Below are 13,346 nucleotides of genomic sequence, written 5' to 3'. Positions count from 1 at the left end.
GCATCGCCGACATCTATAGCCAGGATGCCGTTACCACCATTCTGATGTAGTCCTTCGCAGCTCGACCGATGCAGACTCAACTCTGGGCAGCCGCATGAAATACATCCTCGTTACGGGTTCGACGGAAGGGCTCGGTCTCGCCGCGGCACGTAGTCTCATGGACGAGGGCTACGAAGTCATCCTCCATGCTCGTTCATCCAGTCGATCTGCCGCATTAGCCGCTATCGCCCCGCGCTCGGCAGGGGTTGTCATTGGGGATTTGGGCAGCGTTGAGGAAACGCGGTCCGTGGCCCAGCAAGTCAACAGGATTGGCCGGATGCACGCCGTCATCCACAATGCCGGCACCTACGGAGAATCGAGGCGCAATTCCACACCCGAGGGGCACGCTCAGATTCTCGCAGTCAACACGTTGGCGCCTTACATGCTGACGGCCTTGATCGAGCGTCCGAAGCGTTTGATCTACCTCAGCAGCTCAATGCATCGGGGGGCGGGTACTTCCCTGCGCGACATCGATTGGGTCGAACGTCGCTGGGATCGGGATAGCGCCTACTCGGAAAGCAAACTGTACGTCACCGCACTTGCCCTGTCGGTGGCCCGGCTTTGGCCGGATGTGCTGAGCAGCGCCGTCGATCCAGGCTGGGTTCCCACCAGAATGGGCGGTCCCAATGCTCCCGACGATCTGACCCAGGGATATCTTACGCAGACATGGCTCGCTGTCAGCGAAGATGCCGCCGCAAGAGTCAGTGGCGGGTACTGGTATCACCGGGTACAACAGAAGTCCACACCAGAAGCGCTCGATCCAGATTTTCAGGATCGGCTCATGGCGAGGCTCGCCGAACTGACAGGTATCTCGCTATTGTGAAGCGAGTGACGGGTTCATATCGGAGATTCTGACTATCCGAGGATCGAAGGACCCGAGAGGACGGCTCGTTCGGCTCGATTGCGGTAATGGAAGGTAAGGCGACGTTCCGCCTGTCCTCCCATGGGATCATGCGCCGTCGAGGCGAGGAGTAAAATTGGTTCCATCTAGTGAACTATTGGACTTCTGGCCATGGATCTGCGGCAATTGAGATACTTCGTTCAGATTGTCGAGAGCGGAAGCCTGTCCAAGGCGTCGCGCCAGCTGTTCATTGCCCAGCCGGCACTGAGCACGCACATGGCCAGACTCGAGGAGGAAGTGGGCAGGCCCTTGCTGGTGCGTTCAGCACGCGGCGTGGTGCCGACGCCCAACGGCGACGCGCTGTACCGCCACGCCAAGTTTCTCGTGCGTCAGTTTGACGAAGCCGTGTTCGTGGCGCGCCAGGAATACTTCGACCTGAAAGGGCGTGTGACCATCGGTCTCGCTCCGGAAACCGCGTGCATGCTGGGATTGCCGCTGCTGAAACACATACGGGAAAAGTACCCCGGCATCGTCCTCAATGTCGTCGCGGTGCACTCGGGTTACCTGGAGGACCTGGCGCGCTCGGGCCAGCTGGACGTGGCCATCTTGTTCAGCAAGACGGCTGCAAACGAATTGACTTTCGAGCCGCTCCTCGAGGAGGAGGTCTACGTGATGCTCCCAAGGAACAGCGGGATCCTTCCGGAATCGAAGGCATCGTTGACGCTCGCCGAAGCGGCGGCGCTTCCGCTCATTCTCCCGAGCACGGGATACGGATTGAGGCGGCAGATCATGCTGGAGTTCGAGCGGGCAAACTTGCAGTATGAGGCAGTTGCCGAGATCGACTCCCTGCTGCTGGCCATGCGGTACAGCGCCAAGGGCGGCGGCGTCACCATTCAGCCCATGGCGTCGACCCAGGCCTTCGACTTACCCGAGGGGTGGCGGTGCCTTCCAATATCCGACGCGCGGATGATGCGAACCAATTACCTCTACACATTGCCGATCCAAAAGCTGTCCGCAGGAGCTTCCGTGGTGCGTTCCGAGCTGAAGAACGTCGTGCGCAATCTCGTGGAAAGTGGCAGCTGGAAAGGCGTCCGGTTGATCGAAGAGGCCGCCCCACGGATATCAGCGGAGGACGCCGGACGCCGCGCAGTCTGATGCGCTGCCGGCCAGCCGTCAGTCCATCGATGCACCTGAAGTCTTGATCCGCTCTGCCTGTCGCGGACGGTCCTTGGCAAGAAAATCGGCGAGCTCGGCAGGGGTGGATCCGACCACCCTGAAGCCAAATGGCTCCAGGTACTTCCCTTGGAACTCCGGGTCATTAAGGACTTTCCGGATTGCGTCGGCGAGCTTCTCGACGACCACCACGGGGGTACCCGCCGGCGCTTGCAAGACGAAGTTGAAATCCGCTTGCACGGGGGCCACCTTCGTTTCGCTGAATACCGGGACTTGCGGCAGCGCCTTGACGCGCATGGGTGCATCTACGACCAAAGCCTTGAGCCTGCCATCATGCACATAGGGAGCCGCACCGGCCACCGCGACCCAGGCGGCTTCCACCTGGCCCGAAACGAGATCCGTGAGCAAGGGCGCGACGCCCTTGTAGGGGACGTGAATCATGTTCAGGCCGTTTTGTTTGGCGAGCATGGCCATGGGTAGATGCAGGACGCCGCCATTACCGGCCGAGGCATAGCTCACCGGCCGCGCTGCAGCGCGCGACCTCGCGAGCGCAACGAATTCCTCAATGGAGTTCGCCGGGACGCTCGGGTTAACGACTAAGACCAAGGGCGAGGACACCAGCCTGGTGATCGGAGCGAAGTCTTTCTCAGGGTTGTAGTTCAGCTTTCTAAAGAGAAACTGATTCTGCGTGAGCGGCACTTCCGTCGACAGCAGCAGCGTGTGGCCGTCCGCGGGTGCCTTGCTGACCTGCTGGGCCGCTATGGCCTCGTTGGCGCCGGGCCTGTTGTCAATGATCACCGGCTGTTTCCAATCGCTTGTCAGGCGCGGTCCTATGGCTCGCATCAGAACGTCCGTGGGCCCCCCCGCCGGATATCCGACCACAACTGTGATCGGCTTCACGGGATAGTCCGTTGCGTTCACAGCGGAAGCTGCGAACAAGCTGGCGGCCGCAGCCGCGGATGCCAGCGCGGAAAAAATTCGTCTCCGTGTCATTGTCTTGCTCCTTCGAGATGAGAGTTGCGTGCAGAAATTCAGGAGTCCGCGCACTCCGATTCCCTTCGTGGCGCCGATTGCTCGCGAGCGGTGACGGGGTGTGCCGCATCGGCCAGAACCATATCGGCGCACTTCTCGCCGATCATCATGCAGGGAACGCTGGTGTTGCCAGAGATGATGGTGGGCATGATCGAGGCGTCTGCCACGCGAAGGCCGATGATGCCATGGACGCGCAAGCGCTCGTCGACAACCGACATGGCGTCCTGTCCCATCCGGCAAGTGCCGACCATGTGCTGCGTGATCTGGCCCGACTTGCGAATGTAATCCAGGATATCCTCGTCGCTTTCCACCTTCGGACCGGGCGCTATTTCCTCGGCGATGAAGTCGCGCATCGGCGCTGCACGAGCGATATCGCGGGCACGCCGCACTGCCGCCACGGCGGTCTTCCGGTCATACTCAGTGTCGAGAAAGCGGTATCTGATGGCAGGCGGTGCGAACGGGTCTGCCGAGCGGATGTGGATCGACCCCGTGCTCTCCGTACGCTGGACGTGCGTGTACATCATGAATCCTTCGATGTCCGACATGCGACGGCTCTTGCCCGTCTTGATGTCGATGATGTAAGGACTGACGACCATCATCACGTCGGGTTCCTTCAACTCCGGGTAGGAACGCGCGAAGACCCGCATCGAGCCATGGCCCTGGGCGATCAGGCCCTTGCGCAGGAACACCCAGCGCAGGATCTCGATGCCAAGGCGCCAGCCATGCCCCTTCCTGGCGAGTGAAATGCCCGGCTGGTTGAAGCGCCATTTCATGATGGCCGCATAGTGGTCCCTCAGGTTCTCGCCGACGCCCTTGAGCTCATGCACCACCTGAATGCCATGCTGACGCAGGATGTCGGGATTTCCAATGCCCGAGAGCTCCAGCAATTTTGGCGTGTTCGCAGCGCCGGCTGACACGATCACCTCGCGCGTGGCGCGCACCTCGCGCATCACGTCGTTGCGTTGAAACCGAAGACCAACACACCGCTTGCCATCCAGAATCAGCGTCGTTGCCTCCGCGCCGGTGAGTATGGTCAGGTTCTTCCGCTTCCTGGCGGGCTCAAGGTATTGGGTTGCGGTGCTGTGACGCTCGCCGCGGTAGCCGGTGAGCTGCGCCATCGCCACGCCCTCTTGCGACTTTCCGCTGTAATCGGGGTTGTAGGGAATGCCCGTCGCTTGCGCCGACTTGATGAAATAGTCAAAAAACGAAGAGAGCTTCTTGCTCTCTGTGACCTTGACCGGACCATTGCGGCCACGGTACTCGTCAGAACCGATCTCGGTGCTTTCGATCTTCTTCAGATACGGCAGAACTTCCTTGTAGCTCCAGCCCGTGCAACCCAGCTGGCTCCAGGTGTCGTAATCGAGCTTCTGCCCCCGGTTGTACACAATGGCATTGATCGCACTGCTGCCTCCGAGCAACTTGCCGCGCGGAGCAGCAATGCGTCGGTTGGCATGGGTCGGGTCGGGTTCGGACTCGTACCGCCAGTCGACGGCGGGGTTGTCGACCAGGAAGACCACGCCCAAGGGCGGGCGAGTCCAGATGTACTTGGCGCCCTTGACACCGGCCTCGAGGCACAAGACGGTGTACTTGCCATTCTCGCTGAGCCGGTTGGCCAACACACCGCCGGCGGAGCCGGAGCCCACCACGATGAAGTCGTAAGTATTTGATTGCATAAGCTGTCTTCGATTCTGAGGTCTTCGCGCAGGCACGCGCCTGCGCTGGCAAGAATGGATTGCGCGTCAGTCGCCGTTGATGCAAACGCTCTTTTCGTAGAGGAAGCTTTCGATGTGGTCGCGGCCGCCCTTGACACCGTAGCCGCTCTGCTTGAAACCGCTGAAGCCCACCGCCGGATCAGCAAGGCCGTAGCAATTGACCCAGAGCTTGCCCGCCTTGAGGCCATGGATCGATTTGAGCATCGTGGCAACATTGCTCGTCCACACTGCGCCGCCCAGGCCGTAGATCGTGTCGTTGGCCAGCGCCAGCGCTTCGTCAACCGTGTCAAACGGGATCACCGAGGCGACCGGCCCGAAGATCTCCTCGCGGGCGATGCGCATGTCGTTAGTGACTTGATTGAACACCGTCGGCTCAACGAAATAACCTTCGGACAGACCGCCACCCAAACGATTTCCGCCGGCCACGAGCCGCGCGCCTTCGTCGCTACCAATCGTCATGTAGTCGAGCACCCGCTCCATCTGTTTCTTCGAAACGACTGGGCCGAGCTGGGTCGCCGGGTCGAACGGGTCTCCCACCTTGATCTTCTTGGTGAACTCGACCATGCGCGCCACGAACTCTTCCTGGATCGAGCGCTGCACGAAGACACGGGTACCTGCCGAGCAGATCTGTCCGGTGTTGTGGTAAACACCCATCGCCGCCCCCGGCACCGCCTTTTCGAGATCGGCGTCGGCGAAAATGATGTCGGGCGACTTGCCGCCCAGCTCGACCTGCACACGCTTCATGTTGCTCGCCGAGGCCTTGATGATCTCGCGCCCGGTGGCGGTCGACCCGGTGAAGGCGATGCGGTCGACATCCATGTGCGAGGCCAACGCCGCGCCCGCCTCCGCGCCATAACCGGTGACGATGTTGACCACGCCCGGCGGCACACCGGCGTCCATCAACAGCTCGGCGGTGCGCAGCGCGGTCAGCGATGCGTCTTCTGCGGTCTTGATCACGGTGGTGCACCCCGTGGCCAGCGTACCGCCCATGGTCCACCACATGCTGATCATCGGCCCGTTCCACGGGATGATGCTGCCAACCACGCCAATCGGCGCTTTCAGCGTCAGCGTCGTGTAGTTGCCCGGCAGCGAGTTAGGGATGGTCGTGCCGGTGTAGTTCAGCGCCTGGGCGGCGAAATACTTCACGGTCTGCAACACGCCGTTCTTCATCGCCTTGGTGCGAGAAAATGGCGCGCCCATGTCGAGAGATTCGAGCGTGGCAAGCTCCTCGAAGTTGGCCTCCAGCACATCCGCGACCTTGAGCATCAGCATGTAGCGCTGGTGCGGGGTAAATCGGCTCCACGGGCCCTCGAAGGCCCGGCGGGCAGCGGAAACCGCCAGATCGACATCCTCCTTGCGGCCGCGTGCCAGCGTCGCCAGCACCTGACCGGTGGCCGGATTGAAAGTCTCGATGCTTTCGCCAGACACGGACGGCCGCCACTTTCCGTCGATGAAGTGGTGCTTGTCCCTGCTGGACAGAAACGGTGTCGAAACCTCCGATGACTTTGCTTCCATGACTGCTCCTTTCATTTCGCTTACTTCCATGCGGGCAGTGTAGGAGCCCAATGGCATATTGAGGAAATACTGTTTTCCGAGCAGAGCCATCGCGGCAACTTATGGTCCGAGTCCCATCGCCGGCGCAGCCGCTCGGGTGCCTGCCGGTAGGCAGGGGATCCAGACCTACGTCTTCGACGACTGCCCAAGGGATTCAGGCAAGCGGTACGCGCGGATCGCCGTTCCTGCGAACAGGTCTGACTTTTCGGCTTCGGAGTACCCATCCGTCAGCCTCTTGAATGTGTTCCATAACACGCGCGCGGAGCATCCGCACTTGTCCGGCGGGAAATTTGACTCGAACATCGAGCGGGCGGACCCAAAGGCCTCAATGCAAGTCTCCACATATGGCTTCCAACTTCGGGCAAGCTCAAGGGAGTCTGGCGGAAAATCGCGGTCGATAAAGTCGGAGCCGTGAAGCCGCGAGTTGAATCCACCGATCTTCACCATGACGTTTGGACGACGCGCCAGTGCTTTGATCGACCGACTCCACTGTGCGATTGCTTCTCCACGGTGCATGGCGTACGGCCCTGTGAGAGCGAGGCCACCCGCATGGTCGACAATCACCTTGGTCTCCGGAAATGCGTCCACCAAGTCAATCAGCTGGGGGAGTTGCGGGTGATAGACCCAAGCGTCGAAAGTAAGTTCATATTTGGAAAGCCTGCTGAATCCTTCTCGGAAGCGGCGATCCAACAAGAGATCTTTCGGAGGTGGATTCATCAGGACATTGACTTCAGGGGTCGCGTCCCATGCAGCCATGTGTCGAATCCCGCGCAGCCGGTCCGGCGCACGTCGGAGATGCTCTTGCATCACCTCTTCGGCAAAGGCGCCGAGCGTGAGGTCGACCTTGGCGACGATCCCTGCGCACGCGCGAGCGGGACCGTAGTGGCCGCTTGCGAAGCTGGCTGCAACACCATTGGCATACTCGACTTCACCGACGCTCTGGAAGCGTGGGTCACCATTGGCGCGATACATGGACGAGCATTCGACGTAAACCGTCCCCCGAATATGGTGTCCGCAGTTGATGTCCTGGAGCAGCTCGGGGAGAAGGTACGGCGAAGCCCTGTGCCAGAGGTGGTGATGCGGATCGACGATCGGGCGCTTCGGGTCGATGACATCTTCCGTGCGCAACCCCAACCATTCGTCGTCGACGAACAGCTGAGGCGGAATGCCCCGTTGGGGCTTGCTTTTCTCCTTGGGCGGGTTCACACGCCGATTCCTTGTAGTTGGCTGTCCCCCTGAGGGAGGGAACCCGCGTCCGCTACCCCCAGCCGATGCGCCTTGCTGTACTCCCCCGGAGAAGCAGTTGCCACTCCCCTGAGGTGTCGGGGTGCGGCTGAGCCTGCACTGGGACGGTCAGAACTCAATCTTGACGTTGTTGCCTACCTTGCGCCACTTCGCGATTTCCTTCTCCACGAAAGACTGGAACTGGTGAGGCGTGGCGGGCATCGGATCGATGAAGTAGTTTTGAAGCTGAGTCACCAGGTCCGGTTGCGCAGAGATCTGGTTGATCGCCCGATTGAGCTTGTCGATGATCGGCGCGGGCAATCCCGTAGGACCAACTAGTCCATAGTATGTAAAAGGCCCGATGCTCTCGAGATCCTTGACGCCCGTCTCAGAGGCGCTCGGCACGTTAGGAAGGAACGACAGCCGCTTCGCATTGATCGCCATCAGCGGCCTGACCTTGTTGGCCTCCGCAAGTGGCGCCATGGCACGGCCGAGAGTGAAGGCCACTTGTACCGTTCCAGCGGCCACCTCCCGTGCAGCTTCGGGATCCGACTTGAACGGGACGTGAAACAGCTTGGCTCCTGTGAGGTTCATGAAGAACTCGGCGCCAAGGTGTCCTGCCGAGCCGACACCAGCCGTACCATAGCTCAGCTTGTTGGGATTCTCCTTCGAATAGGTGATCAGCTCACCGACCGTCCGTACGGGAACATCCGGGTGTACGTAAATCATGCCACCTGCTGTCCCGAGATGCCCAATGAAGCTGAAAGCCTTCAGAGGGTCGTAGGGCAGGTCTTTGCGGATCCCCGGCCCTTGCGACAGCGAACTTCCGGTTGCCAGATAGATCGTATGACCATCGGCCGGGGACATCTGTAAGGTGCGGATCGCATTGATCTGGCCGGCGCCCGGCTTGTTTTCGACATATACAGTCTGCCCGAGAACTTCCGAGAGCTTCTGGGCATACAGGCGAGCCAGTGCATCCGCACTGCTCCCTGCAGCGAAGCCGACGATCAGCCGGAGTGGGCGAGTCGGATACGCGGTGTCGCTGGCAGCTTGCGCCATGGATACAGTAGGAACGACAAGCGCAGCGGCGATCACGAGAATCGAACGGATGGATTTCAGAAACATTTTGATTATCCCAGTTGATGATGATCTAGTTGAACGACCGATTGCGGATACGCTATGAGGGGTTGCTGCGCCTCAAACGTCGCAGCGCCGCGCTCGCGACGACCAGTTGTCCCGCTTGCATGCGTTGCAGGCTGCGGCAGCCGCCAAGGGGCAGGCGACATCCCCAACGAATGCTTGGGTGCTGAGAGGCGTCGACTGCCGGCGGAGAGCGTGCTACGGAACCTCTTGGCGGCAGCGGACAATGACCCTGTCTCCGTGCAGAGCACGACCAGCCGGATCGACGTCAGGTCGGCCCTGGCGATGTTGATAACGTGCATCGCGTCGATGTCTCCAGTACACGGCGCCCGAGTCTTCGGGCACACCTTTATGAGGGCGTACTGTGACGCGGGTTGACTGGCTTGAGAACTACTGTTTTCTTAGAGGCCCCATAGCGCAGCGATATGGGGCGATCCGGACCCAGGACCTCGCCTGACGCGGGAACACGAAGTAGCCCGTACGGCGCGAGGCCGCGGGCTTGCAGGATCGTCAGATCCCGGCCGTCTGGCCACCGTCCACGACCATGGCGTGACCGGTGGTAAAGCCTGCTTCTTCGGAGCATAGCCAGAGCACGGTGGCTGCGATCTCCTCGGGTTTTCCCATGCGCCCGATCGGCTCTTGGGCGATCACGCGGGCTCGGCCTTCTTCGGTGCCTCCCGTGAACCGCTCGATCATCGGCGTGTCGATGATGCCGGGGCACACCGCGTTCACTCGAATGTTCGACTTCGCGTACTCGAGTGCCGCCACCTTGCTGAGTACCGTCACGCCAAACTTGGCGGAGCAATATGCGCCCTGGCCGCGGATTGCCATGATCCCGGCCCCCGAGGAGGTGTTCACGATCGCCCCGCCGCCGGACTTCAGCATCAGCGGGATCTGATACTTCATACAGAGGAAAACGCTGCGCAGGTTGATGCGGATGACGCGATCAAACTCCTCCTCAGCGAGGTCTGCTATTTGTGCCACTGGCTGTTCGGAGCCGGCATTGTTGAACGCCGCGTCCAGTCGGCCGAACGTCTGAATGGTCTTGTCTAGAGCCGCCTTGATGTCCTCACCGCGCGACACATCGCATTTGACCGCCAGTGCCTGGCCGCCGAGCTCTTTGATCATGTGGGCGGTATCCTGGCTGCCCTTTTCCGAGATGTCGGCGATCACCACGCTGGCGCCCTCGCGCGCGAAGGCAAGCGCCGTCGCGCGCCCAATGCCATTGGCTGCACCGGTCACGAACGCCACTTTGCCTGCGTATCTTCCGTTTATCTTCGCCATGTCGTCTTCCTTTGACTCTTCACGTTGCTTGTTCGGGCTGGGCTGTGGCCGAGTTCCCGGTGAGCCGCGAACTGCTTCGGACTTCAGGCCATTTCCTTGCTTTCGACCGGCAGGACCTCGTCGACCTGTACCGACACGATGACAGGGGGTTTTTTTCCCTTGGGGCCCCAGGTGCGCATGCGCGTTGGGCGCTCGCCGCTCGATGGGGCGAACCCGAAGAGGCGACAGGGCGTTCCGTCCGGCATGAATCCGATACCCGGGAGTCGATGCGCAGCAGCGACGCGGATCGATCAAGTCGCGATGCATGTCGTTCCGCAGCATGCCGACCCCCTTGTGCGTTTGTTCGATGAGATCTTCCTGCACTTCGCGCAGCTGTTCCTCGAAACCAGGATTTGCCAGGGCGACGGTGGCAGCGGAAGGTTCCGACATGCCGGCTCTCCTCATACGAGATTGAACTCAAACGCGGCTTCTTGAGCTGGTCAGGCCGACTTCTTGCGACGGCGGGAGCCACCCACGGTGTAGATGGCGGCGGCGGTGACCACGACGGTGCCCTCGATCACGCCCTGATAGTTCGCCCCCAGGTTCAGGATGTTGAACCCGTTGGTCAGCGCGAACAGCAGCAGGGCCCCGGCAAGCGTCTTGACGACGCTTCCCGCGCCACCGAAAAGCGAGGTGCCTCCGAGGATCGCCGCTGCGATGACTGTCAGCTCGGCGCCCTGCAGCGCGCCCGGGTTCACCGAGCGCAGCCGGCTCGCGAACAGCACTCCCGCGAAGCCTGCGGCGGCACTGCACAGAACAAACGCGGCGAGCCTGTAGCGCACGACGTTGATGCCGGACAGCCGTGCTGCCTCCGGATTTCCGCCGACCGCGTAGAGTCGGCGGCCGGTGACCGTGAAGGTGAGGACGAACCACACGATGGCGGCGAACACGACCATGTAGATCACGGTTTTCGGCAAGGCTAGCTGAGAGCCTGAAACCCACGCCAGCGCGAGCAGGCACAGGCCGCCGGCGATCATGCCGACAGGCGCCGGGGGGAGGATCTTCGTCTGCCGATGCGCCCGTACTGCCAGGAAGATGCCCCCCAACACGAGCAGCACGCCGATCACGAGAGTTGCCGTTCCGACTTCCAGGCGGCCGGACTCGAAGGCCCGCATGGCGTCGATCGCCTCGGTGCTCTCGACGGAGAGGGAGCGGCCATCGGTCACGATCAGCACCAGGCCGCGGATGGCGGTCAGTGTGCCCAGCGTGACGATGAATGCGTTGATGCCGAGAAACTGGACGATCGAGCCGTTGAGCAGACCGGCCGCGATCGCCACGAGCATCGCCGTCATCGCGGCAGGCCAGAACCCGATCGCGTCCGCCAGCCCGATCATGACGGCTGCGGCCAGCGCGGCAACCGAGGCGACCGACAGGTCGAAGTTGCCGCTGATGAGGATGACGGTCATGGCGATCGCCATGATCGCGGTCAGCGACGATTGGTGCAGCACGTTCACCACGTTGGCAAGGCTCAGGTAGTTGGACCGGCCTGTATAGGCTGTCGCGATCGAGAGCACGACGACCAGCAGGATCAGGGCGTAGTACACACCCATCTCGCGCAGGCCGAACACACGGCGCCAATCGGTGGCGGCCGAGGTAGAGGCTGGTTGGCCGGAAGCCATGGAGGAGGAGGGGCCTTGTAATGGCACGGCGTGATGTGCGGAAGTCAACTGGTTCATGATTGCTCGCTATGTATTCGGTTGGGCGCCGGTTCCGGCGGCGGGGGATGACAAGGCGCTTTGCCCGCCCGCCAGGAGGATCAGCTCGTGTTCGGAGGTCTCGTAGGCAGCGCGCTCTGCGATGCAGCGGCCGTCCCGCATGACGAGGATGCGGTCGCTGACGGCGAGGAGTTCCTCGAATTCGGATGACACGACGATCACCGACTTGCCCGCTGCGGCGAGTTCGCGCACCAGCATCAGGATGTCGGTCTTGGCGCCGATGTCGATGCCGGCCGTCGGCTCGTCGAGGAGGAACACCTTGACGTCGCTGAACAGCCATTTTCCGATCGTCACCTTCTGGGCATTGCCGCCGCTGAGCTCCGTCACCAGGGTGTCCGGCGACTGCGCCTTGATCTGCAGGCGCCGGATCGCGTCCGCCGCGCGCTTGCGTTCCCGATCTCGCATTGGCAACCAGCGCAGGATGGAGACGCTCTCGAGTGCCGGCAGAGTCGTGTTGCGCCAGATCTCGAAATCGGGGACCAGTCCCTGGCGCATCCGGTCCTCGGGGACCATCGCCAGCCCGGCCTTGACGGCGGCCTGGGTGGAGCGGCCCGTCGTCCGGCCCGAGACTTTGACTTCGCCGAGCGCGTCGGGATCGGCGCCGAAGATCGCATGCAACAGTTCGCTGCGGCCTGAGCCAAGCAGGCCGGCGACGCCGATCACTTCGCCGGCAGCCAGTTTCAGCGAGATGGGGTGCAGCTTGCCCGGCGACGCGAGGTTGCAGAGCTCCAGCAGAGCGGGCCCGTCCGCACGCCGTTGCGCCGGCGTGCGATCCAGCGCAGAGCGCTCCATCGCGACGATCTGCCGACCCACGATCGCCTCGGCGATGCGCGTCTCGTCGAGCTCGCTGGTCTGGGCACGCATGACGGCCTGGCCGTCGCGCAGGATGGTGACGCAGTCCGTCAGCGCCATCACTTCGTCGAGGAAGTGCGAAACGAAGAGGATGGCCTTGTTCTCCACGCGTGACAGACGGCGCACCGTGCGGTACACCAGCTCCCGCTCACCCGCCGCGAGCGAGGCGGTGGGCTCGTCCATGACGATCAGGTCGGCCCCCGTGCCGAGCGCCTGGAAGATCGCCACCATCTGCCGCTGTCCGATCGACAGTTCGCCGACCAGGCGGTCCGGCTCGAGCCAGTAGCCGACGCGCTCGCACAGGTCTTCGAATCGCCTGCGATAGGCACCGCCACGGCGCCAGCGGCCTTCGTCACCGAGGAACACGTTCTCAAGCACCGACAATGTCAGAACCAGGGGGATGTGCTGGTGAATGGTGGCCACGCCCATCGCATTCGCTTCTTTCGGGGTCGACCATTGGACCGGTGAACCCTTCCAGACGATCCGTCCCCCGGACGCGGGGAATGCGCCCGACAGGATCTTGATGAGGGTCGATTTCCCTGCTCCGTTAGCTCCGAGGAGACCGTGGACCTTGCCTCTCTCGATCTCCAGGTCGACGCCGCGCAGAACGACCGCACCATTCGGAAATGTCTTCGCTACGCGCTCAAGGCGCATCAGCGGTCCGCTTTCACTCGCTTGCATCGCAACTCCTGTGATTGCGTTGCATGGCTTAGACCTCGCCGTGGTCGAGTGGGGTGGGAG

The 13,346-nt window shown here is 62.0% G+C and carries 10 protein-coding genes; 2 read left to right on the top strand and 8 right to left on the bottom strand.

Annotation, left to right across the window (positions count from 1 at the left end; translation table 11 throughout):
* The first annotated feature begins 94 nt into the window (after positions 1 to 94).
* Both FFS10_RS10970 and FFS10_RS10965 read left to right on the top strand, forming a co-directional pair.
* Positions 95 to 862, top strand: a complete 768-nt coding sequence (locus tag FFS10_RS10970; protein WP_137894416.1) for an SDR family NAD(P)-dependent oxidoreductase — start codon at positions 95 to 97, stop codon at positions 860 to 862.
* 189 nt (positions 863 to 1,051) lie between these two features.
* On the top strand, positions 1,052 to 2,035 hold the full coding sequence (locus FFS10_RS10965) for a LysR substrate-binding domain-containing protein (RefSeq protein WP_137894414.1): 984 nt from the start codon (positions 1,052 to 1,054) through the stop codon (positions 2,033 to 2,035).
* 18 nt (positions 2,036 to 2,053) lie between these two features.
* Here the strand turns inward: FFS10_RS10965 and FFS10_RS10960 are convergent, their stop codons facing one another.
* The 8 genes from FFS10_RS10960 to FFS10_RS10925 all read right to left on the bottom strand — a co-directional run bounded on the left by FFS10_RS10960 (position 2,054) and on the right by FFS10_RS10925 (position 13,286).
* Positions 2,054 to 3,046 (bottom strand): Bug family tripartite tricarboxylate transporter substrate binding protein, encoded by a 993-nt coding sequence (locus FFS10_RS10960; RefSeq protein ID WP_137894412.1) that lies wholly within the window; start codon positions 3,044 to 3,046, stop codon positions 2,054 to 2,056.
* A 38-nt stretch (positions 3,047 to 3,084) separates the two neighbouring features.
* Positions 3,085 to 4,758 carry a GMC family oxidoreductase gene (locus FFS10_RS10955; protein ID WP_137894410.1) on the bottom strand — a complete coding sequence of 558 codons (1,674 nt, stop codon included), beginning with the start codon at positions 4,756 to 4,758 and terminating at the stop codon, positions 3,085 to 3,087.
* Between the two features lie 66 nt (positions 4,759 to 4,824).
* Complete coding sequence (locus FFS10_RS10950; protein ID WP_137894408.1) at positions 4,825 to 6,312, bottom strand: aldehyde dehydrogenase family protein; 1,488 nt, start codon at positions 6,310 to 6,312, stop codon at positions 4,825 to 4,827.
* A gap of 165 nt (positions 6,313 to 6,477) precedes the next feature.
* Complete coding sequence (locus FFS10_RS10945) at positions 6,478 to 7,557, bottom strand: amidohydrolase family protein (RefSeq protein WP_249931249.1); 1,080 nt, start codon at positions 7,555 to 7,557, stop codon at positions 6,478 to 6,480.
* A 147-nt stretch (positions 7,558 to 7,704) separates the two neighbouring features.
* A complete protein-coding gene (locus tag FFS10_RS10940; RefSeq protein ID WP_137894406.1) occupies positions 7,705 to 8,700 on the bottom strand; it encodes a Bug family tripartite tricarboxylate transporter substrate binding protein in 996 nt (331 codons plus the stop codon).
* 525 nt (positions 8,701 to 9,225) lie between these two features.
* Positions 9,226 to 10,428 carry an SDR family oxidoreductase gene (locus FFS10_RS23490; RefSeq protein ID WP_249931248.1) on the bottom strand — a complete coding sequence of 401 codons (1,203 nt, stop codon included), beginning with the start codon at positions 10,426 to 10,428 and terminating at the stop codon, positions 9,226 to 9,228.
* A 50-nt stretch (positions 10,429 to 10,478) separates the two neighbouring features.
* Entirely contained in the window at positions 10,479 to 11,714 is a 1,236-nt protein-coding gene (locus tag FFS10_RS10930; protein WP_249931247.1) for an ABC transporter permease subunit, read from the bottom strand.
* A gap of 9 nt (positions 11,715 to 11,723) precedes the next feature.
* Positions 11,724 to 13,286, bottom strand: a complete 1,563-nt coding sequence (locus FFS10_RS10925; RefSeq protein WP_137894404.1) for a sugar ABC transporter ATP-binding protein — start codon at positions 13,284 to 13,286, stop codon at positions 11,724 to 11,726.
* Between the last annotated feature and the right edge of the window lie 60 nt (positions 13,287 to 13,346).

It is taken from the genome of Ramlibacter sp. 2FC (assembly GCF_005503345.1).
Classification (GTDB): Bacteria; Pseudomonadota; Gammaproteobacteria; order Burkholderiales; family Burkholderiaceae_C; genus SCMQ01.
The sequence above is the reverse complement of the archived record's forward strand: the minus strand, read 5'-3'. Positions and strand labels throughout refer to the sequence as shown.